At 40.9% G+C, this 21,551-nt stretch carries 18 protein-coding genes; 11 read left to right on the top strand and 7 right to left on the bottom strand.

Annotated features, from left to right (window positions below):
* Positions 1 to 11 precede the first annotated feature (11 nt).
* Both iolE and S4054249_RS14060 read left to right on the top strand, forming a co-directional pair.
* Positions 12 to 929 carry a myo-inosose-2 dehydratase gene (gene iolE, locus S4054249_RS14065; protein ID WP_046357764.1) on the top strand — a complete coding sequence of 306 codons (918 nt, stop codon included), beginning with the start codon at positions 12 to 14 and terminating at the stop codon, positions 927 to 929.
* A gap of 19 nt (positions 930 to 948) precedes the next feature.
* Complete coding sequence (locus tag S4054249_RS14060; protein WP_046357765.1) at positions 949 to 1,980, top strand: sugar phosphate isomerase/epimerase family protein; 1,032 nt, start codon at positions 949 to 951, stop codon at positions 1,978 to 1,980.
* 65 nt (positions 1,981 to 2,045) lie between these two features.
* Here the strand turns inward: S4054249_RS14060 and S4054249_RS26615 are convergent, their stop codons facing one another.
* From S4054249_RS26615 to S4054249_RS14045, 4 genes are all read right to left on the bottom strand, one after another.
* Positions 2,046 to 2,219: a hypothetical protein gene (locus S4054249_RS26615; RefSeq protein WP_155401410.1), complete on the bottom strand. Its 174-nt coding sequence runs from the start codon at positions 2,217 to 2,219 to the stop codon at positions 2,046 to 2,048.
* A 256-nt stretch (positions 2,220 to 2,475) separates the two neighbouring features.
* On the bottom strand, positions 2,476 to 3,495 hold the full coding sequence (locus S4054249_RS14055) for a fibrinogen-like YCDxxxxGGGW domain-containing protein (protein ID WP_046357766.1): 1,020 nt from the start codon (positions 3,493 to 3,495) through the stop codon (positions 2,476 to 2,478).
* 842 nt (positions 3,496 to 4,337) lie between these two features.
* Positions 4,338 to 5,597 (bottom strand): Y-family DNA polymerase, encoded by a 1,260-nt coding sequence (locus tag S4054249_RS14050; RefSeq protein ID WP_046357767.1) that lies wholly within the window; start codon positions 5,595 to 5,597, stop codon positions 4,338 to 4,340.
* Positions 5,585 to 5,998: a LexA family protein gene (locus tag S4054249_RS14045; protein WP_046357768.1), complete on the bottom strand. Its 414-nt coding sequence runs from the start codon at positions 5,996 to 5,998 to the stop codon at positions 5,585 to 5,587. Before S4054249_RS14045 ends, S4054249_RS14050 begins: the two co-directional genes overlap by 13 nt.
* A gap of 463 nt (positions 5,999 to 6,461) precedes the next feature.
* On the opposite strand from S4054249_RS14045, the gene S4054249_RS14040 reads away from it, so the two are divergent.
* Positions 6,462 to 7,148, top strand: coding sequence for a cupin domain-containing protein (locus S4054249_RS14040; protein ID WP_046357769.1), 687 nt, complete (start codon positions 6,462 to 6,464; stop codon positions 7,146 to 7,148).
* A 57-nt stretch (positions 7,149 to 7,205) separates the two neighbouring features.
* On the opposite strand, the gene S4054249_RS14035 is transcribed toward S4054249_RS14040, so the two are convergent.
* Both S4054249_RS14035 and S4054249_RS14030 read right to left on the bottom strand, forming a co-directional pair.
* Complete coding sequence (locus S4054249_RS14035) at positions 7,206 to 7,814, bottom strand: thioredoxin family protein (RefSeq protein WP_046357770.1); 609 nt, start codon at positions 7,812 to 7,814, stop codon at positions 7,206 to 7,208.
* Positions 7,798 to 9,801, bottom strand: a complete 2,004-nt coding sequence (locus S4054249_RS14030; RefSeq protein WP_046357771.1) for a protein-disulfide reductase DsbD family protein — start codon at positions 9,799 to 9,801, stop codon at positions 7,798 to 7,800. The genes S4054249_RS14035 and S4054249_RS14030 overlap by 17 nt, the downstream gene beginning before the upstream one ends.
* A gap of 126 nt (positions 9,802 to 9,927) precedes the next feature.
* On the opposite strand from S4054249_RS14030, the gene S4054249_RS14025 reads away from it, so the two are divergent.
* From S4054249_RS14025 to S4054249_RS26955, 8 genes are all read left to right on the top strand, one after another.
* On the top strand, positions 9,928 to 10,365 hold the full coding sequence (locus S4054249_RS14025) for a DUF4174 domain-containing protein (protein WP_046357772.1): 438 nt from the start codon (positions 9,928 to 9,930) through the stop codon (positions 10,363 to 10,365).
* 136 nt (positions 10,366 to 10,501) lie between these two features.
* Positions 10,502 to 11,866 (top strand): serine hydrolase domain-containing protein, encoded by a 1,365-nt coding sequence (locus S4054249_RS14020; RefSeq protein WP_046357773.1) that lies wholly within the window; start codon positions 10,502 to 10,504, stop codon positions 11,864 to 11,866.
* Positions 11,867 to 12,556: 690 nt separating this feature from the next.
* Positions 12,557 to 14,164, top strand: a complete 1,608-nt coding sequence (locus S4054249_RS14010; protein ID WP_167354847.1) for an ATP-binding protein — start codon at positions 12,557 to 12,559, stop codon at positions 14,162 to 14,164.
* A gap of 570 nt (positions 14,165 to 14,734) precedes the next feature.
* On the top strand, positions 14,735 to 15,562 hold the full coding sequence (locus tag S4054249_RS14005) for an alpha/beta fold hydrolase (RefSeq protein WP_052961113.1): 828 nt from the start codon (positions 14,735 to 14,737) through the stop codon (positions 15,560 to 15,562).
* A 514-nt stretch (positions 15,563 to 16,076) separates the two neighbouring features.
* Positions 16,077 to 17,708 carry a methyl-accepting chemotaxis protein gene (locus S4054249_RS14000; protein ID WP_046357824.1) on the top strand — a complete coding sequence of 544 codons (1,632 nt, stop codon included), beginning with the start codon at positions 16,077 to 16,079 and terminating at the stop codon, positions 17,706 to 17,708.
* Between the two features lie 287 nt (positions 17,709 to 17,995).
* Complete coding sequence (locus S4054249_RS13995) at positions 17,996 to 18,454, top strand: RDD family protein (RefSeq protein ID WP_046357776.1); 459 nt, start codon at positions 17,996 to 17,998, stop codon at positions 18,452 to 18,454.
* Positions 18,455 to 18,619: 165 nt separating this feature from the next.
* A complete protein-coding gene (locus S4054249_RS13990) occupies positions 18,620 to 19,717 on the top strand; it encodes a HEAT repeat domain-containing protein (RefSeq protein WP_046357777.1) in 1,098 nt (365 codons plus the stop codon).
* Positions 19,718 to 19,813: 96 nt separating this feature from the next.
* The gene (locus S4054249_RS26955) at positions 19,814 to 20,188 is read left to right on the top strand and encodes a calcium-binding protein (RefSeq protein WP_052961114.1); all 375 of its coding nucleotides are present in this window, start codon (positions 19,814 to 19,816) and stop codon (positions 20,186 to 20,188) included.
* A gap of 117 nt (positions 20,189 to 20,305) precedes the next feature.
* Here S4054249_RS26955 and S4054249_RS13980 read toward each other — a convergent pair whose 3' ends face one another.
* Positions 20,306 to 21,499, bottom strand: coding sequence for a CobW family GTP-binding protein (locus S4054249_RS13980; protein ID WP_196764546.1), 1,194 nt, complete (start codon positions 21,497 to 21,499; stop codon positions 20,306 to 20,308).
* Positions 21,500 to 21,551 lie beyond the last annotated feature (52 nt).

The raw sequence follows: 21,551 nt of genomic DNA, 5'->3' as shown, positions 1-21,551 counted from the left end.
GGATGTTTATCATGAGCAGACAAACAATGTTTCCACAAGGCGCTGTAAAATTTGGTATTACCCCAACTGGATGGGTCAACGATGACTTCTTAGATATTGATATCGGGATTCCATTTGAGCAGATTGTGAGTGAGATGGCTCTGGCTGGCTTCGAAGGCTGTAGCCGTGGGCATAAATACCCCTCCGATTCCGTGGTATTAAAGCGTGAATTGGATATGCGTGGGTTAGTGATTTCTGAACCGTGGGTTAGCACTTACTTCACAATCAATGACATGAAAGAGCAAACGTTTCAAAGCTTTGAGCAAGAAATCCAGTTTTTGAAAGAGATGCAAAGTGGGGACTTAGTACTGGCTGAACTTGGCGGTTCGTCTCATCAGCAGCCCATTGCCTTAGTGCCTAATGCACCTAAGTTTACAGATGAACAATTTCGCAGACTCGCCGATGGCTTAAACGAACTTGGTCACAAAGCCAATTGCCACGGGGTGAAAATGTGTTATCACCATCATATGGGCACAGGGGTGATGACGATGGATGAAATTGCGCGATTTGCGGAGCTAACTGACCCTGATTGCGTGCATTTTTGTTTGGATACGGGGCACCTATTTTTTGCTGGTGGCGATAATTTAGAGTTTATTCGGCTATACGGCGAGCGGATCAGACACGTTCATTTGAAAAATATCCGCAAAGACATTATGGATTACAGTTTGGCCAATGACTTGTCATTTAAAGAGGCCATTTTAAAAGGGGTGTTTACTGTGCCGGGAGACCCTGCTGGGTGCTTAGATTTTAAAGAGATATTACAGGCATTGGCAGATAAAAGCTTTGCCGGATGGTTGATTGTAGAGGCAGAACAAAATCCTGCCAATGCAACCCCGCTTCTGTATGCGCAAATGGCGCGTAAGTATCTTAAAGAAGTCACAGGCCTTTAAGTGATAAAGGAGTTATCGCATGCAGCATAATACGGAGATGTATTTTAGCTTTTTTATGTTTGGGTCTAATTTCTCAATAGAGGATGATGCATTTTTGGACCAAGCGATGACCCATATTCGACGTTTGGTTGAAATGGGCTATACCGGTTTTGAGTTTCACCCTGGTAGAGAGGACACCACAGCTTATGCATTTGCCACTTACGAGGATGAGATAAATGCCTATAAGGCTTTTCGTCAGCGTATGGATGATGAGGGTTTCGGGCATATCAAAGTTGCGACTAATGTGGGGGCTACAACCTCGTGCGACCCAAGCTCGGCCAGTAAATCTGTTCGCGACGCAGGGGTTGCTTATTTAAAATCTCGAATTGATATTACCGCTGCATTAGGTGGTGAGATCATGATGGGACCGCTAGTGATCCCCTATGGGGGCTTTGTATTTGACGCGCCAAATGGACAAGCCGTATGGAGTGACAAGTTACAAGATGAACTTTCGCAGCGTTATCAAACAGCACAGCCTAGTTTTGTTGAACTTGGCGCTTATGCCTCTTCTAAAGGCGTTAAACTGGCGATTGAACCAATTAGCCATTGGGAGACGCCAGGACCGAATAAACTGGCGCAGTTGATCACGTTTTTAGATGGCATAGAAGATCCAACTGTGGGAGTGGTACTTGACAGTGCGCAAGAGACGTTAGATGGTGATGGGCCTGAGGTTTTTGCACAGCAAATTAATTACCTTGCTGATCAAAATCGTTTACATTACGCGCAAGCGTCACCGCCAGATAGGGGGGATTTAGTGCATTGTTGGTTGCCATGGGAAGGTATATTTACACCTATTTTGTCGCGATTTGATGGTCCCATTGCGGTGGAGATTTTTAATGCGGTGGGTGCATTTGATCAGGGCCTTCGTTTGACCCGACGCAAGTTTTGGGTGCCGGAAGTGGATACACCGAATCAATACCCTGATGCCTATCAAATAGCACAGCAAGCTTATGAGTTTACGCAAGCCAAGCTCAATGAGGTGAGAAGTAAGTTACATAAAAGTCGGTGCTGAGCGCATATTTAAAGTTTTTCAATAGAAGTGACATCTCTGCCACTTCTATTATTTTCACTGATTAATTAACAAAAATCTTTTGTGGGGGGAATCGTACAGCAGTCATCTACTGAAAGCGTAATGCACATAGTGCCTGATGCACCACCGCCCACGGCTGGGGTATTTTTGTGTGAAAGCGCTTTATTTTTAAGTGACAAAGATTTTAGTTGGGTTTTTTTCAATTTCATGTTTTTCATCATATTACTCCTTTATGAATGTCAGCTAATTTGCTGAGACTAAAACTTACCATTAATCTGCTTTGTTGTGAATATTTTATTCATACAGGTGTGTATTTTTGTTTTTTATTTTCTGGAGGCGTTGGGCTTTTAGCTTTAATGGATAGGTGAGTGAATAGCAGAGAAGTGAAGCATATTGGCGAAACGCAAGGTGAGGGCGATATTAAGCTTGAAAGGCGCATCAGCTGTTCTATGCGCCTTTCAAGCTATGAATGTCGTGTTATCTCATCCAAAGTAGTGCCCACTGAGAGCCATTTGGCTCATTTCCTTGGCTACAAACCGCAGAACCAGAGGAGTTCGATTTGTATGTGCCTCTAGCTACCCAACAATATGGAGCAGTTATGTCACCTTGCCAGCCAACAGTGGAGTTGGAAACATTACCACCTAGGTAAGCAGTACCCACACATCCTTCAAAAACATACGCATCGGGCGCTAAAGAGGTGGTGCAGCTTGGTTTATCAGAGTTCCTAGGCATCAGTTCTAGGCGATCTGACGCACCCCAATTATATCGAACCAGCTCAAGCTCTCTAGGAGTAAAGTTTTGGCCGTAAACAGTGTAGCCATCTCCACAACCGACGGTTGAGCAGCTAACTTGCTCTTTTGCATCAGTAAATACACTTAAGTCGCCTTTGTATAACCAAAGTCTGGTGACGTTATTAGGGTCTGTTTCTGGGATGTCTCCATACTCTTCGATACGGTGTATACCCCCTGGTTGCGATTTTGGATAACTTCCTACCAGTGTCCAGCCACCGCCATCTCGGGTCATATCACAGTAAACATTGACTGCTTCACCTGATAAAGCGCTAATTTCATACACACCATCACCTTGGCTAAGGCCTGCATCTAAAATATCTTTACAGCTAGTTGCTGTATTTGGCTGAAATGCGGTCATACTCCAGTCACCTTTAGTCCCATTTGCGGCAAACCAAGTACCACTAAAAGTACCATTGATGTCTACATTTCCTGCAAAGTACTGAGTACTTGAAGGTGTTTTATTTGAGAGTTTAAACTGAATGATATTGCCATTTTGCGCCGTGCTGCCGGATAAAAACTGGGCTGTGGTGTGCGCCATAAAGTGCGCTTTATCTCCGGCTAAAATGATTTCTTGAGATTGACCGGACTCTATCAAGCCATTGTGAAACTCATCTGTTGTGAGTACATAGGTACCATCTAAAGTTTGTTGGGCAACAGCACTTTGACTTAATAAAATGGTACTAATTGTGAGAGCGAGTAATTTCATATATTTCCTTAGATATGGCTTATTGGTTAAGAAGACTTATTAAAGCATTATTTCTTATGTATATTTTTATTATTTTTTATCTTGATGTTAATTTATAACAATGAAATTTAAGTGTTTTTTGGTTTGAGCGTACTTGATTTTTAAGCTGCTGTTTGGTGTCTTTGGACCCAAAATTTTTGCATGGTATTTTAAAGTTGTTTTTGTGAAGTTCAGGGACATATTAAGACTCTGTCGTTGAACTTGTTCATCATGATGTCATACCACGATTAGAGTGACTCGCACGTTTTGAGTTGCTCTAGCAAGGCGGTTGATATGCTTGAAAACCTATCATTCATCCATTGACTGGTGTTAATAATAGAGGGCTGCTTCAATGTGGGGCTAACAATAGCATTCGAATCGTTTAACAATATTGAGAGATGTTTTTACTATCGCTTTGGGTTAAAAAACATCCAGTTAATATCTATGCAGTTTTAGTTAATAAATATGGTTCTTAATGTAGTGGTAAAGGCGGGGTTTTGAGCGTATTTGTGCTGAAAAAGTGACATACTTCTTATTAATTCATAAAAAAACTCGTATCGGATTTAGAATAAACACAGCTATTTCATGGTTTTAACCTTATTAATGTGCGGTGTTGAGTGTATGTGTTAATTTGTACAACGCCGTGTGTCATCACCTTTATTTATTAATACTTATTTGCTTAGATTTGAGAGTTAGAAAAAGTTAACCACAGCCTATTAACAAAAACTGTGGATAGAAAATGCTGTTTTGGTGCGATGCGTTTCCTAAGAGGGCACTTTTCGTAAGGACTTTATCTTAAGTGGGTAACTATGAGAAGTTGGGTATCATTGGCATTTTATGAGGGGAATATCAGACCAACGAGTGGTGTAATAAGGTGATAAAAACGCGCGGCGCATGTGCCATGCATTAGATTGTAATTGTGCACCAGTACGTGCAGTGTGGTTGCCAAATCTGGTATTGATTTCATCAAGGCACTTCATCAGAGCTGGGCTATCTTGAGATTGACTGAATAAATCAGTTTGTAAAAAAGTATCATCTTCAAGCTCAATCGCACCAACCCCAGCTTTGTAATACTTCACGCCAGATTGGAATAGTTGATGAAAAATGTCGCTAACAGCTTTGGTAAACACTCTAACATCACTTGAAGCGACGGGGAGTTTCTGGATAAAAGACTTTTTGTAATAGCGGTCTTCAAACGGTGAGCTGTGTGCAAAAATCACAATATTTTTTGCCAATGAATTTTGCTTTCTGAGTTTTTTACTGACAATGGCACAGTGGGTTGCTAGTGCGGCTTTAAGTGCTTTTGGATCGGTGATGCGCTCGCCAAAGCTACGTGTGCTGTATATCTCTTTTTTTCTTTGTGTGATCTCATGCCAAGACAGGCAAGCTTCGCCATTGAGTTCGGATACTGTGCGCTCTAAAACCACACTAAACTGTTTGCGCATCAAGCGCGGGTTTTGATTGGCTAAGTCTAAGGCGCTATAGATGCCTTGTTGATTGAGCTGTTTGGTCAGGCGTTTGCCAATGCCCCAGACATCCTCCACGTTTAAATTCGCCAGTATTTGCCTGCGGCTTTGTTGATTATTTATTACCGCAACACCCGTCGCATTTTTAAATTTTTTAGCGGCGTGATTTGCCGCTTTTGCAAGTGTTGGAGTTGGGCCAAACCCCACGCCAACCGGCAGCTTGGTGGAGCGCCACACGCTGCGCCTGATAACATGCCCATATTGTTCCCAAGAGTCAACAAGGTCGCCAAACCCCTCGAATTTTAAAAATGACTCATCGATAGAGTAGATATGATGATTATCACTGAATTGATTAATCACCTTCATCATCTTGTCTGACAGATCTGCATACAGCTCATAATTGGAAGAACGAATAACGACATTGTGCTCAGCCAAAACTGATTTCAGTTTAAAGTAAGGTTGAAACTTAGGAATATTTAAGCGCTTAGCCTCAGGGGACGCTGCCACAATACAACCATCGTTATTTGACAGCACCACAACAGGCTTATTGCGAATACGCGGATCAAAGACTTTCTCAGCAGAGGCATAAAATGAGGTGGCATCGACTAGCGCATACATCTGGTTAACCCTGAATTTTTTCGATGCATACGTATTGAGCCTGTGACCACGCCCTCTAATTGGAATTGATCACATTCACTGATCTTGACTGGCGCATAAAGGGTGGATGCTGAGCGCAGTACTCTATTTTGTAAGTCGAGCAGCTTGCAGACAAATTCATTATTAAAATTTGCAACTATGACATCATTTTGCTGAGGGGAAACAGCGCGATCAACTAATAACAAATCACCATCAAAGATCCCAACACCTTGCATAGAGTCGCCAGATGCGAGCCCGATAAACGTGGCGTTGGGGTGATTGACTAAGAGTTGATCTAACGATAAACCAAGTTCTTTATATTCTGCCGCTGGTGATTCAAACCCAGTGATACCTGCTTGGGCTTTGATGGGGATTACTTTCATACGTTACCTATACTGTTTATATATACAGTATAGTGTGAGGCCTGCGTGTCGTGCAAGTAGCACAGTCATCAAGTGTCTAAAAAATTCATAAAAACTAAGAAGCTGTGCACCTTGAATCGACTTATCCGATGCAGGCAATCTGCCATTTAAGTTATTAATATTAATAAGTTGAGTGTTTTTACATGTGCTGATATGCAGTTTTGACGGCGCAATTTGGGGCCCGTATTACTCAATCTTAATATCTTTTGTGGGTATTTATTTGACCATTACACATGTTTTGGTTACATTTTTTTAACTTAAAACCGTATTTGAACAGTCGGAAAGCGAAAAATATGTGCGCTTTGCACTCGTTTTGAGTTTTTACGGTCAGTGCCATCTATGAATATGTTGTCTAGGTTGTCAGCTACAGCCACACAGCTAGCGGATAACTGAAATTTGAACAGTATCAAAAAGGAATATGAATATGTCTGCTAACTTAACCGATTTGCTTGCCAATAGAGGTGACTTAACGAGAGCTGAGCTTGATAAGTTTGTTCTATCGCAGTGGCAGCAGGGCAATCACTTTTCACGAGTGCCCTTGCAAGTTTTACCAGACCACAATGAGTTTGAGTCAGTTGCATGGGAAAAAATAGACTGTATGTTGACTAAAATCGTCAAGCAGGATGCGGATGGACTGTCATTTGGTTTTGATATGTTCCCACCCAAATCAGTGGTGAAAGGTGATGTGCATGTACACCCACTAAGTAGTCGGCTTATTTCTGTTTTGGAAGGTTTTGGTACCGCTATTGTGAAAACATGCAAAGGAAAAATGGCGAAAAAAGAAGTGGGTCCTGGAGATGTGATTTTGTTCCCTCATGCTACGCCACATTGTTTTTGGGGGGCTGAAGACGAGCCTATGGTGGTCGAAGTGTTGCTGGGTCCTTATGTGCCATTTGAGCATCCACTACATACGGTTTGTCCAAAAAATGCGAAAAAAATAGCCGAGGCACACCCTGAATTGTTTGAGCCCTGCGATGTGAACGAGCTTGAACTGGTTGCCTCTAAAGTCATTTCGTTGCAAAACCAAGGCGCATTGGAGTTAGATGAACATCAAGTGATGGAGTGGGGCGATGAGTATATTTGCAATTTGGGTGAGGTAGAAGTCGAGTAAACGCCCGAATTGAGAAATCTCATAGATAGGGCTCTAAGCTCGACTTTCTATATAGGGCTAGCTTTTGTATTTAATTGAGCAGCCATAAGGCTTTGTTAGCTTTTGTGTGACAGGCTTGCCCGCCAGCAAGTTGTTCAAGCCTGCTGTGACATAGTTGGTTGCTTTTGCAATATCAGCGGGGTTGGCTGATTTAATACTGTCGATTGCACCAGCGTAACTTAATTTGCCTTGTGGGTTTATGATGTACATATGTGGGGTGGTTTTTGCTTTGTATAATCGCCCGACTTGTCCATCTTCATCAAACAATACGTGTGACGGTGCCGCACTGCGCTTCTGGGTTAGTTCATTGGCTTTTTGTGCGCTAACATGGCCTTGCTTTCCCTCTGCTGAGGAAATAATGGAAAGCCACACGACGTCCTTTTGCGTGTATTGACGCTGCAACGACTGCATGTTGTCACTACCATAGTGTTTCACGACATATGGACACAAGTGATTTGTCCACTCAAGTACCACATACTTGCCCTTAAAATCAGACAGGCTAACGGTTTTGCCAAATGAGTCCTGTAGCTTAAAATCAGGGGCGAGGGTGTCTACTTTCGCTGCAGCGATACTGAGCAATGGTGCAAACAGCATAGACAGCATGAGCCATTTAGTTAGACGTTGCATGGTTAATCTCCTTCTTTGCTTGTTGAATAGCGTTTATTACGATGTCAGGTGTTAAAACCTGAGGTAAAACTTGCTTACTGTGGTTACCCGCATACACAACGTATAAAGGCACACCAGAGCGTTGATATTGTCCTAAATACTCGTAAATTGCTTGGTTTTTGTTGGTCCAATCACCCACTAAATAGTCGACTTTGCTGTCTTCAAATAAGGCTTGTAGGTCAGCATTGTTTAAAGCCACTTGCTCGTTTACTTTACAAGTAATGCACCAGTCTGCGGTCATATTTACCAACACCACATGGTCATTGTTACGTAGCTCGGTGAGTTTTTGTGCACTAAAGTGATTGTTTTTTTGCTCGCTGACGACTTTGGTTGTTTGCGTGCCTTTGACACTGCAAAACGCAGCAAACGTTATTGCGAGCAATAGACTCATAACGCAATAAACCCGATTGACTTTCGCGGACAACCAAATAAGAAATGTAAACCCTAATAGCCCTGACAACAACCACAGCTGACCAAAGCTGCTGGTCTGAGACAGAAATACCCAAGCAAGCCAAACAACAGTAGCCAGCATGAGAAAGCCGAGAAAATGCTTAAATGTTTGCATCCAAGCCCCAGGTTTTGGGAGCAAGTTAGCAAAACGAGTAGACAGTGAAAGTAGCGTCATAGGCAGTGCAAACCCGACAGCGAGTGCGGTAAAAATAGCGAGGGTATCTAACATTGGGCTTATCATGGCTACACCGAGCGCTGTAGCCATAAATGGCGCGGTGCAGGGAGAGGCGACAATGACCGCCAGTACTCCTGTGAAAAACTGCTGAGTAAAGGTACTTTCGCCCGTTAACGATTGCCCCACGCCTGCCAGATTGATGCCTTTTGGCAGTAAATCCCACAACATCATGGCAATCAAGGTGAATAAAAACGCCAGCCCAGCAATTAGTAACGGTTCTTGCAGGTGAAAGCCCCAGCCAACTGCGCTCCCAGCCTCTTTTAGTACCAGAATGATGCTCGCAAATAACCAAAAGCTGACTAAAACTCCGATTGAGTACCCCCAGTGATTTGTCTTTTGTGACTGTGTGAAAGACAGTGCTTTCATAGACAGAATGGGCAGTACACAGGGCATAATGTTAAGAATGAGTCCACCGAAAAATGCGAATAGCAGCATTAACCAAAGGGGTTGTGACGGTGGGGGGGCATTCGCATTACTTGCGTTATTCGGTATGGCCTTAACGTAAAAACCACTTTTACCGTCGCTGATTAAAAAGTTGAGTGGCTCGCTGGGTGTCGCAAAGTAGTCTGATAATGATATGACGACTTGTGCGCTGTTTGGTTGGTGTGCCCAAACCTGATTTGCATTGTGAGCAATTACGTCCCCTCTAAAAGGGAATACGTACCAGTCAGATTGATAAGGCAGGGTGGTCTGTAAACCAAGGTGCGTGCTTGTAACTTCAAACTGTGCGGTGTCTTTGTGCTTTTCTGGTAAGTTTAATCGCGTTTGCTCAAACAGGTTTTGGTGTTCTGATAGCGTTATAGTGTCAGCGACAGGCAAAGCTATTGTTAATGTTGCCCATCCGGGGATGCAGTCTTCTTTACAGACCAGCCAAGACAAATTAGCTCTAATAGCGACGCGCTCTTTAGTTGCCTGCTTGAGGTTGATAGGGACCATGAGCAAGGTCGCACCTTCGTAGCCATAGTTAACAAGATGAGCGACTTGAATTGGTTTTGGAAGCGGCCAGTGAATATCTCCAAATTCAATGTCTGCATCACTGTGCCATTGTATGGTGGGCGCCTCACCTGAATCTCCCGGGTTTAGCCAGTAGGTATGCCAATCCTTATCAGGGTTCAATAAGATACCAACCCACTGTGTTTCGCCAGCACGTACTTGATTATGCTCTGACACCAGTGCCACCTCAATATGTGGCCCTGTCGCGGTATTTTGAGCAAATACACCAACGGAGAAAATCAGCAATAATAAATATAAGAGTCTTACCATGACACTGCTTATCCTATTATTTTTTAATTATAGTTATACCAATAGAGAGAAAATTAGATCATAAAACGACTGCATAGATGAGCTTACTATGTATTCAAGACGTATTAAATCGTTTTGGGAGGAAGTATGCTTTTAAATAAAACCGTATTTCATCTGGTGGTCGCTATCAAGCTTGGCATGGTTTACCCCGTTTGGGCGGAAATATCCGTATTAGAGCAACTGCAGTGGCAAAATAGAGCGCTTGTTGTGTGTGCTCTGCAAGAAGGCAACTTGGTGCGTTTGGCTGGGCAATTTAATCAGCAGGAACTGGCTAAACGACAGTTACGGATTTTTGCAAGCTCATATTTCGGTGTTTTCGAACTCAATAAAGATAATATGAAATCGAGTGATTTCAAGTTTCAACTTTGCGATGAAATGCCTGAAAGTACAGCTCATCTAATTGGGTTGGATGGCACCATAAAAGCGAGCTATCTGTTTGAAAGTCTAAATGAAAAGGCGATATATCGTGATATTGATGCTATGCCAATGAGGCAATTAGAGTTAAATCGTCTAAAGGTTAAGTAGAGCGACCTTGGGTCTAGAGCACTACCTTGATTGGAATATCAAGGTAAGATCCCAAATAAACTTTCACCCTTTTTTTCATCTTTGTACGTTATAACCCAGTCAAAACAATAACAAGACCCAAAGGATATGAATCAAGATGAAAAAGAGTGTAATAAGTATATGTGTGGGGCTCTGTGCATTTGCCAGTAATGCAAATGAAAAAGAGTTTGATGCTGTATTAAAGTGTCATAGTGCTGCTGATGACCCTGGGTTGATTGTCCAGATAGCGCAATCCGATAAAGTGATTTACAGCGGTGCTGCTGGCTTGGCAGACTTAAAGACAAAACGTCCGCTTAAGGTGGATGATGTAATGCAGGTAGGGTCGGTGACAAAAATGTTTACGGCTGCTGCCATTTTAAAGCTCGCTGAAAATGACGTTTTGTCATTGCACGATTCGATAGGGAAGTTTATTCCTGATATTAATCCTAAATATAGAGAGTTAACGCTTTTTAGCTTATTAACCCATACTTCTGGACTATCCGATTATTTAGGGGACCCTGTTGTGAACAATGTCTGGGGAGACTATGCATCTCTAGATAAAGTGATAAAGATTATTACGAGGCTGCCGCTTAGTTTTAACTCGGGAGATACCCATATCTATTCTAACTTAGGCTATATCCTGTTAGGCAAAGCAATCGAGGTATCCACGGGCATGCCTTATAACCAATATATGCAAAACACATTTTTCAAGCCTTTAGGGATGGACAATACATTTGTTGTCACACAGGGAATACGTGTAAATGACGTGGTTGGATATACGACAAACTTTGATGCACCTAATAAACACATTAAAGCGGAAAAATCAAAAGACAGGGCATGGAAAGTAGATCGTAGCTGGATCCACGCATCAGGCGCTATCGCTTCTACTTTACAAGATATGAGAGTATGGAATAAAGCGTTGATGTCAGGTGAAGTCGTCGCAGAGAAAAGCTTGAACTTGATGACCCAAAAAGTGCGACTCAATGACAATTCAACTGCAAATTATGGATTGGGATTGAATGTTTTTAAGTTAGGTGGAGAGATAAGTTACAATCATGCTGGTATGGTGCCTGGATTTTTTAGTTGGCATGTTTATTTGCCTGAACACGATTTGGTCGCCACCGGTATGAGTAACCAAGATAAATATTTCCCCGGCCTTGCAATACTCGATATGGTTGCAATTCAGTTAGACCTTTCTCCAAAGCCTATTGAAGATGAAGCAAAAATAAGCTCTTTGGCTAAGAAGCTTGTTGGTAATTATCGTGGTCACGAATTTCAAACTCTGTCGATTACTTTTGAGGACAGTCAGCTGTATGTTCAGTATGAGGGAGAGAAAAAGCGCCGTATTATTCCTCGAGAGAACAATTCATATTCTTATGAATGCTCGGAACATTATTTTACTTTACGGGAAAATAATAACAAAATGGTGATCGTGCCCACACATCTCATTCATGGTGAGCAAAGTGCTTATGTGAAGCTATAGATGCACTGGGTAGGCTTTCCAGAGGCAGTGTGAAAGTGTTGCCTCTTGAACATTATGAGGTGTTTATAAGCTTGAGCCAAAAAAACAAGAGAACAGACCGAAGTCAGAAAGTGAGGCTTTACCCATTATGGAAAGCAGTATTGTTATGTGCACTACCATTAGCGGTTATTTATCAGGCTAGTTGGTCATTGTACTTTTCAAGTGTGGCTTTAGAGTTCTGGATGACTGATTTTTCGACCAAAATTTTGACCGTGAAACACACTGGTGAAGTATTACTTTATGTTTTCATATTTTGGGCGATGCTAACGAAAACGAGCGCTAAAAAAAAGTATACAAAACCGCTAGTATTGGGGGTTGTGGGTGTTATTTTATGTATGACATTACATGTTTTGATTTGGCCTGACTTTCCCGCTTAGGCTTGCGTTTTGCTCTACTTGCATATTGACAAAGTGTACGTGGGAAAATTTGACAATGTACACATTAGGTCAGGTCGAGTTAATTTAATTTTTTAACAAATTAAGTTAAAAAATAGATAGAAATGTTTGTTTTAGTGTATAAAGTTAAAGGATAAACTGCCTTTGGACAGAAACCTTTGACATGATGTCTGCTCGATCTACAAGCGAATCTTGTGAAAAAAAGCCCTCACTGGCTAAACAAAACTATGCGCCTCGTATCATAGGTGGTTTACTTATGGCGGTTATGTTAATCGGCGCACTTTACGCTGATTTAACATCCATATCTGGCGCTTTTATCATAATAAATTGTATTTTATGGCCTCATGTAGCGCGTTGTCACAGCAAACTTGTATCTAACGAAAAATCTGCCGAATACATTAATTTGCATCTCGATGCATTGTTTTATGGTTTGTGGTTTTCAGCTGTGGGGTTTCAAGTTTGGATTGTTTTTGCGCTGCTAATTGTGAATTCTCTAAATAGCTTGATCCTTGGGGGTATAAGAAGGTTTTATAGTTGTAGTGCTTTCTTAGTAATGGGCGGGTTGTCAGGTGGGCTTGTCCTCGGTTTTGAATTTGTTGATCAGTCTCCTTTAATTACACAAGTAATTGCAGCGACGAGTATTTATCTATATTGCTGTAATGTTGGCTTTTTTAACCGTAAATATTCAGGTCAATTGAAGCGTTCTCGAGACAAAATGCGTAAGCAGAATACAGCGTTGATAGAAGCCAAAAATAAAGCAGAGCAGGCCTCTAAAGCAAAAAGTGAATTTTTGGCCAATATGAGTCATGAGATCCGCACGCCGATGAATGGTATATTGGGCACATTACAAGTGCTGGAGCAAAACAGTCTAGACAAAGAATCTCAGCACTTGGTTTCGAAAGCAGTCTATTCGGCCAAAGCTTTATTAACAGTAATCAACGATATCTTGGACTTTTCAAAAATAGAAGCACACAAATTAGAATTGGAAGTGGCGCCTTTTTCTATTGTAGAAACGACAGAATCTGTAATGTCAGACTTAAGTTGTGCGGCAGAAGAAAAATCGATTTCCCTAGAAGCAAGTGTCAAGCATGACTGTCCTCATAATTGGCTGGGGGACTCTGTAAGGGTTCGGCAAATTTTACTTAATTTGGTTGCAAACGCCGTCAAATTCACTAATTCAGGTGGTATTACCATTGATGTCGAGGTGCATAGTAATGACGCGTTGTGCATTTCGGTGAGTGATACTGGTATTGGCATGAATCAACAAACTCAAAAGTCTATCTTTAACCGCTTTGAACAAGCGGATTCATCTACGACACGAAAGTATGGTGGAACGGGACTCGGTTTGGCGATTACGTCAAGCTTAGTCAAACTGATGAACGGTTCCATAGAGGTTATCAGTGAGGAAGGAAAAGGCACTCAGATCACTGTGACATTGCCATTGAAACAAGCGAAAAATGTGCAAGCATTTGAAAAACATAGCCAAGAGACATTGCCTGATTTATCGAATGTCAAGATTTTGATAGCAGAAGACAACAAAATAAATCAGCTTGTTATCGAAAAAATGTTGGGTAAAACAGGCGCTGACATTGTCTTGGTCGAAAATGGTAAATTAGCGGTAGAGGCTTTTGAAAACGATAAATATGATGTTGTTTTAATGGATATTCAAATGCCAGAAATGGACGGCATAGAAGCATTTACGTTAATCCACCAAAAGAACCCTCATATTCCTATTATTGCGTTGACTGCCAATGTGATGCCACAAGATATTGCACAATATAAGGCGATGGGATTTGCGGATCATATCGGAAAACCGGTTGCTATGTATCCAATGTATCAAGTTGTAAGTCGTTTTGTCGGGTGACACACCTACTGCCATAAAATAAGTAACGTACAATTACCTCATATGGCTTTCATATGAATATATTGAAGCATTCGTCTGTGTATTCTGAGCCAGGTGTTAATTTAAAATGACGATGCATTACGTATTCACTGTTAATTATCATAGATATGGCAAGGATCATTTTCGACTTAAATAGCAGTTTCTAAGATATTCCTCTCTTATGTATTGTAATCTGAGCCGCCGCAGGGAGTGTGATACCAGCTTCAGTAGATTAAGTAGGTGGTGACTTCTATTTGATGAGCGCACCTTTTAACGTCTATCAACGCTATTTTTAACGATGTTCCACACCCATTAAAAAATTTATCCACTCTATAATTGTGATCCAGATACTATAGTTTTTATCTAGTAAATGGTGCCGGGAGAGTCATGTGTAGGATCCTCGGTGATGATTTACACCATTGCATACGGTATTGGTGGTAATAGCCGGTGGGTCAATTAATACTTATTAAAAGTAACTAAGAACTCTTTTTTTTATTTAGATTTTTTATCATATAAAATAAAATTAATATTTATCTGAACTAGGTTTTCATTATGCACGTAAAAGTATTAATTATGATTTTCTTTGCCTGTACATGGAGCAGTGCGCCTGTATATGGAGATAGTATTACTAAGCTGATTGATATAACAAGTGGCAGTTTAGAGTACATTGATGTCGGTAAAGGTAAGTATAATATTGTCATTGAGTCTGGTATAGGTATGGGGTCAAGCTACTGGCTGCCAGTGTTATCAGAACTTAGAAAACTGAATCAAAGAGTAATAATCTACTCACGCTCAGGCATCGGTGCTTCAACTGTTAGCTCTGATATTTCATTACAAAGTTCAAATAAACGGTTATGGGCATTACTACGCGCTTTAGATATTAAAAGTAATGTGATCTTGATTGGCCATTCTTATGGTGGATTACATGCTAGGCAATATGCGTTTACCTACCCTAGGGAAGTCCAAGGCTTAGTATTATTGGATCCGAGTCATGAAGCTTTTTTGGCTGAGTTAAACAAGCTGAACTTTAGTTGGTCACAAAGAGACAATCAAACGTTAAATAAAATAATGCATCAAAATGCTGAGTGGGCCGTTTTGCAACGACAGTATAGTTCTAGCACCATGCTGGATAAAGGAAAAATTTCGTCTATACCTACTGTAATTGTTTCTTCGAGTATGGAAGGAGAAAGCGATTGGTGGATAGGGCATAGTAAAGAGGGCAAAGCAGTGTGGCGTTCGCTTCATGCATCTCTCATTGCTGATAATCCAAACGCTGTACAAATAGTGTCGAATACAGTGAGTCATAATATGCCATTGGATGACCCCAAGTTGATCATGTCTTCAATTATGCTGTTAGTTAATATGCTTGATAATAATTAGCATGCATATAAGCTGTATCTCACATTTTTCGTGTGTTTTTTATGCGTCATAACGCACAGGCCGAATAATATAGAGTGTGTATTTTTATTGTGAAAATAGGAATAATAATTTACGTCTCTCACTATCTCACCCATACAAAGGAGGGGCGCTTGGTTCCCTCTCTTTGTTCCAATTGGCATCAAGTTTTTCCTAATGAGATAACTTTTAACCACGAGTTTCATACTTATTTTTAACATAGTAAATCATTGGTTTTTTGTGCTTTATCTATCCAATCTATCCGGTTAAAACCTTTTTGTTAGTTATTTAGTATTGCTTTTTCTTGCTGATAATGACTGTGTATAAAAAAGGTCCTAAATTACTTTTTTATACAAATCATATGAGTATGCTTTTTATCCAAAAAGTTTTTGGAACGATACAGAAAATAACTTTTTTTGTGTTGCGTTTTGTGTATGATTTGCGCAAATATTCTACAGGGACTCGGGGTAGATCTTCTTTAGATTTGAGGGCAGTACTTTTGAACATCAACCGACTACTTAGCAACATAAAGGTTGCGAATAAACTACGATTAGGCACATTAGTTGCTGTTGCAATCATCATAGGTATTCAGTTTTCAGCGGCTAATAAGCTTCGAGAAAACATGATATCTGAGCGTAAAGAGCAAGCGATAAACCTAGTTGACACGCTAAGCACGCAAGCACATGCAATTGCGCAGAAATTCAATATCAGTGAACGAGAACGCCAAGAGCAGGTTAAACAGCTGGTAAATACTGCTCGTTATGGCGATTCAGGTTATTTCTTTCTATTTGATACACAAGGAGATATGGTTGCCCACGCCATTAAACCGCAACTAAACGGCCTCTCTATGACGAACCACAAAGAAGCGTTTATTTCTTTTGCGTTTCGATCATTTGTTGACAAGGTCAATGAGCAGGGCGCAGGTTTTGTTGAATATACTTGGCCTAAACCAGACTCTAAAGAAATCTCTAATAAGGTTTCTTATATAAAGCAGTTGTCAAACTGGGGGTGGGTGATAGGCACTGGGATTTACTCAGCAGATATTGAAGAAGCATATCAGCAGGAACTGATGTTCATCACTTTTGAGCTACTAATTTATATTGCTTTGTTGATGATAGTATCAGGCATAGTGGCGAAAAATATCTCTAAACCTTTAAACAAGTTGACACGCACTATGTCGATGGTGGCTAGCCAAAAAGATTTAACCATTGAGTTGAAGCATCGTGGAGATGATGAACTGTCAGAAATGGCAGTGGCATTCAATGCGAGTAATGCACAGTTTAGGCAGGTAATCGATAATATTAATGTGAACACCCTATCTTTGGCTTCGCATGCTGAAGAGTTATCAGCAGTCACTCAACAAATTCAATTGGGTCTTGCCCAACAAAATAGGGAAACCGAGTCAGTTCAAGATAAGGTGCTTGATTTAAAAGAGTCGGCAAATAGTGTGTTTGATCAAAGCCAAAATGCTTTGATGCTGATTGACAATGCAGATGGACTTACTGAGCAGGGTAAACAGCATATTTTCGATAATGCACATCAGATTGAACAAGTTGCGCGGCGTGTCGAGTCAGCATCGTTGTCAGTGAAAAAATTGGAGGAGAGCTCTGGGCAAATCGGCGCTGTGTTAGATGTGATTCAAAAAGTTGCTGAACAAACTAACTTATTGGCTTTAAATGCTGCGATAGAAGCGGCACGTGCGGGTGAGCAGGGTAGAGGCTTTGCTGTTGTAGCTGATGAAGTAAGAACATTGGCGATTCGTACACATGAGTCTACTGAGGATATTCAGTCCATCATTGAACAATTACACGCGGGCGTGTCAGAAACGGTGAGCGAAATGGAAAAATGCAAACACTCGACTGAACAAGGCTTAGCTATAAGCAAGCAATGTGGTCAAACGCTGGCTGAGATAGACAGTGCAGTGAAGCAAATTCAAAGCTTTGGCCAAGGTGTGGCGAGCTCGGCAAAAGGTCAGTCTGATGCGATGAATAGCATTGTAGATAATATCAATGGTATCGTTGCGGTGTCTCAGCAAACGGAAGCAGGTGCAAAGCATACAAACTTATCTAGTAGGCAGCTTAGTGAAATGTCACAACAATTAAGTGGGATGGTGGGAGAGTTTGAAGTTTAATGCTATAAAATTAGACATGACAAGCAATGGATGAAGCTCTTTGTAGTTAAACTTACGCTTAGTATTAGTGAATAAGGTTTGAATGATGACACTTGAGAGTGCAATTAACTTTGCTCTCTCATTATAAACGTGACGAGCATAAATTGAGTAATCGTTTAGTTGAGAGTTTTTAAAAGTGGGGCAGTGCATAAATCACAATTTTATTTTATAAATAAGCAAGATTTATGTATAGAAGTTCATATAAACCAAGCATACTTAACGCATTAATTGTGTGTAGTGAGATAAGTATGAACAGTATTGACAGTCAGCAAGGTAATGAAAAATATTGCTTTGTGGGGTTTTGGCCAAGATTTTGGGCTAGCATGGTTGATACCATCGTTATTGTGTTAATAACACTACCATTAGCGCACCTAGTGTATGGAGAAGCATTTTGGGGTTCTGGTCGTGTTGCGCCCTTAGAGTCCGACTTTTTAATTAGCTATATTCTACCATTAGTCGTTGTCATTCTGTTTTGGTTATATAAGTCAGCAACTCCGGGCAAAATGGTGATTGATGCTAAAATTGTTGATGTAAAGACAGGTGCAAACCTAACAACTAAACAGTCTCTAATTAGATATATTGCCTATTATGTATCTCTTATTCCTTTAGGAATTGGTTTTTTATGGGTTGCATGGGACCCTAAAAAACAAGGCTGGCATGATAAAGTAGCTGGTACTGTCGTTATTTATGTGCATAGGGGTACGTGAACTATTCGAGTTAAAATTCAACTTGGCTGGTTATATTGACCAGCAATCTTATATTACCCCCCCCCCCTTATTTTTTTGTTCAAAAAACATTCTCTTTTGTGCAATGTAACTTTCATTAACTCACGTTAATTTGGCCCCAAAATAAAAGCAAAAAAGAGCGCTGTAATGCATCAAAGTAACCGCAGTTGGGGAAAGTACTCTATTCTTCTGATTATCTTTGTCTTGTTGTTGGTGTTTTGTTTCTTATTTTTTGGGTCTCCGTCCAAGAAAAATGAAATTGAGCCTACTCAAGATACTGACAGTACCATTGATGAGCTAAGCCATGAAGTTGAAAGTACCATAATTGAAGAGCAAGTCGTGCATATTGACTTGCAAAAAGGCTATTCTGATGGACATGTTACCGTCAAAGAGGAAGTCACATCGAGTGAGAAGCTTGAAGGTACATTGCAGCAGCTTAAATTAAGTATTGAACAAAGTAATGAATCTTTGCATCACGCAATAATGGGTCCAAGTAATACACATATTGTGTTTCGTAGTCATTTACTCATGTTGCTCGAAGAGGACCCGAGCCTCGTCACTGAGCTTATCGATGTTTTCATAGGTGAACCTAACAGTTTATTAGGTAGGGAGTTGAGTGCGGTGTTATCTGAATCTGGACACCCACTTGCACAAGCTGCTGCTCTGGATCTGGCGCTGGATTTATCTATAGAGGAAGCACAGCGTGCTGCAGGGTTATTATTAGTTGCCAAAATGAAAGAGGTAACTGGTGAGACAAGAGACCGGATCTTAGCACATATTGATTCAGAGGGAGATCTTGGTTCAGATATGCAGCAGTTTGCCATCATGGCATTAAAACCTGCTCCAAGTAGCGAAGAAGACTACCAAAGAGTTCAAAGTACATTGTCAATAGTTGTTCAAGCAGAGGATCACAATATTCGTCGCCATGGGGTTTATCAAATGGCTCAGTGGGCAACCAACAATCAAGATTTGCAACAAGTTAGAGAGCTTGCACTGAACGATCCTGATGTTAATACTCGTGCTCGTGCGGTTATGTCTCTGGGTGATAGTGCTTTTAAATCTGAAGAAAACCGTTCAGTACTTTGGCAAGTTGCTGACGATGCCAATGAGCCGCCGCCAGTGAGGTTATATGCCCTCAAATCACTCTCAAGATATACCTTAAATGATAATGAAATGAATAAATTACGGGCAATGCAAAGTAGCCTCAAAGACCGTGAGCGTACCAACAGTAACCTCTATAACTAGCGTGCATAGCAGTAATCATGAAGACAGAATTTGGAATGAATTTTCCAATATTAAAGTTAAGCAACAAAATATAACTAAATAAATTAAGGAAAAATGATGAAACTTGTAAAATTACTAATGGTAGTGGGTACATTGGCTGCAGCTTCTTTCGCGAGCTCTGTAGAGGCGCGTGGTACACATTATGGAACTGGTGGTGATGACATTATCATTGGTGGCACGGGTACAGATATCATTTACGGTTATGATGGTAACGACCGTCTTTATGGTGGCACTGGTGCAGATGTGATTTATGGTGGAAATGGTAACGATAAGTTATATGGTGAGACGGCTGCTGATACATTATTTGGTGGTAACGGAAACGATTATCTGGATGGTGGTACTGCAGGTGATTCTTACTATGGTGGTGCGGGTTATGACATATGTAAAAATATTACGGGCACGCCTTATTTCAACTCTTGTGAGAGTTTTTAATATCTCATGATAAATAAGGGAGTGGTACTCCCTTATTTGATGCGTGACCTGCGTCATCTAACCAAGGTCGTTTTGGGCTGATAAGCGCTTTAAAAATTAACGCCTAAGCGCAAGCTATTAGACTTTTGCAACATTGGTTGGCCACGGATCCTCAAAAGTCCCGCCATTTCGCCAGAAGTTAAGCTCTTCATCTGTTAAAAAGCAGGCTTCGAGTGCTTTGGCGAAGCTAGATGCTTCATCTTTTTGGCCAATGACGGTAAGTCTGCATCGCCTATCGCCAAAGCGGCTGTCAATTTTATCAATTTTTTTCTTCAAGATATCATAGTGCTCTGGCGTAAAGTCATGGCTTTCATCTTTTAAAATTGGTGCTCGCCAAAAACCGACAAACTCCAACCCAACGCTGCCATTTGCTTGGCTCCAAAGTAACGACATATCGTCTCTGGTGGGTAACCAAAAGAACCCTTTGCTACGAAATACACCATGTGTTAAATGATTGTGGCATACTTCCCATAAGCGCGTTGGATGAAAAGGTCTATCGTCTCGAATCACTTTCGAGACTAACTTTTGATTTTGCTTACCTGATAGTGTCAACGGAGCATTAACTGTACTGCGTAACTCAGTGATGAGTTGCTCGACTAAAAAGAAGTTATAGTCTGGAAATTGATGGAATTGTGTCACGTCCATATTTCCCCAAGCTGTGCCCGATATAGCGGCATAGGGGTTTATTGGGTGTAGTGATTGCGCAATGGTTTCAACAGCCTTTGCGGTTATTTTATCGGTTTTGGTCAAAAATACTTGGTTTGAAAACAAGATTTGTTCAACAAGCAGGTTTTCAATCCCTCTTATTTGATTGCTTAAATTTTCTTGCCATTTTGGTACAAGTGATTGCCCGAATTGATAGTCATCCTTGAGCCAAGTTGCATCAACGAGGGTAATAACGCCTTTTAGTGTGTAGTCGCGATTATTTTTAAAAAACTCAATAAGCGGTAAAGGGTGGCTACTTCCTGAGGTTTCTATGATGATCCAAGGTGGTCGAACTTCTTTTTTCAAAGTTTTGAGCGCTATCTTCAGGTCCTTTAACCCTTTTGCACTACTGATACTATAGCCACTTATGGTAAAAAACTGGTTACTATCATCATCAAATACTTCTGTATTTTTGATTAATACACCGTCCACATCTAGTTCACTCATGTCGTTGACGACAACTCCAGGGATAGAGCCATGATTGGCTGATTGAGATAGTAAACTACGCAGAAGGGTCGTTTTTCCTGAGCCTAAAAAGCCATGCAAAATAGTAACTGGAATTGACATCAATTTTATCCTTGCACACTCAAACTTTAACCAAGAGCACAGTATCGGGTGT

This window comes from Pseudoalteromonas luteoviolacea (assembly GCF_001750165.1).
GTDB classification, from domain to species: Bacteria; Pseudomonadota; Gammaproteobacteria; order Enterobacterales; family Alteromonadaceae; genus Pseudoalteromonas; species Pseudoalteromonas luteoviolacea_G.
This window is presented reverse-complemented; position numbering and strand designations above follow the sequence as displayed.

Coding starts and splice junctions, on each gene's coding strand:
- iolE (WP_046357764.1), top strand. CDS start 12: ATGAGCAGACAAACAATGTTTCCACAAGGCGCTGTAAAATTTGGTATT.
- S4054249_RS14060 (WP_046357765.1), top strand. CDS start 949: ATGCAGCATAATACGGAGATGTATTTTAGCTTTTTTATGTTTGGGTCT.
- S4054249_RS26615 (WP_155401410.1), bottom strand. CDS start 2,219: ATGATGAAAAACATGAAATTGAAAAAAACCCAACTAAAATCTTTGTCA.
- S4054249_RS14055 (WP_046357766.1), bottom strand. CDS start 3,495: ATGAAATTACTCGCTCTCACAATTAGTACCATTTTATTAAGTCAAAGT.
- S4054249_RS14050 (WP_046357767.1), bottom strand. CDS start 5,597: ATGTATGCGCTAGTCGATGCCACCTCATTTTATGCCTCTGCTGAGAAA.
- S4054249_RS14045 (WP_046357768.1), bottom strand. CDS start 5,998: ATGAAAGTAATCCCCATCAAAGCCCAAGCAGGTATCACTGGGTTTGAA.
- S4054249_RS14040 (WP_046357769.1), top strand. CDS start 6,462: ATGTCTGCTAACTTAACCGATTTGCTTGCCAATAGAGGTGACTTAACG.
- S4054249_RS14035 (WP_046357770.1), bottom strand. CDS start 7,814: ATGCAACGTCTAACTAAATGGCTCATGCTGTCTATGCTGTTTGCACCA.
- S4054249_RS14030 (WP_046357771.1), bottom strand. CDS start 9,801: ATGGTAAGACTCTTATATTTATTATTGCTGATTTTCTCCGTTGGTGTA.
- S4054249_RS14025 (WP_046357772.1), top strand. CDS start 9,928: ATGCTTTTAAATAAAACCGTATTTCATCTGGTGGTCGCTATCAAGCTT.
- S4054249_RS14020 (WP_046357773.1), top strand. CDS start 10,502: ATGAAAAAGAGTGTAATAAGTATATGTGTGGGGCTCTGTGCATTTGCC.
- S4054249_RS14010 (WP_167354847.1), top strand. CDS start 12,557: ATGGCGGTTATGTTAATCGGCGCACTTTACGCTGATTTAACATCCATA.
- S4054249_RS14005 (WP_052961113.1), top strand. CDS start 14,735: ATGCACGTAAAAGTATTAATTATGATTTTCTTTGCCTGTACATGGAGC.
- S4054249_RS13995 (WP_046357776.1), top strand. CDS start 17,996: ATGAACAGTATTGACAGTCAGCAAGGTAATGAAAAATATTGCTTTGTG.
- S4054249_RS13990 (WP_046357777.1), top strand. CDS start 18,620: ATGCATCAAAGTAACCGCAGTTGGGGAAAGTACTCTATTCTTCTGATT.
- S4054249_RS26955 (WP_052961114.1), top strand. CDS start 19,814: ATGAAACTTGTAAAATTACTAATGGTAGTGGGTACATTGGCTGCAGCT.
- S4054249_RS13980 (WP_196764546.1), bottom strand. CDS start 21,499: ATGTCAATTCCAGTTACTATTTTGCATGGCTTTTTAGGCTCAGGAAAA.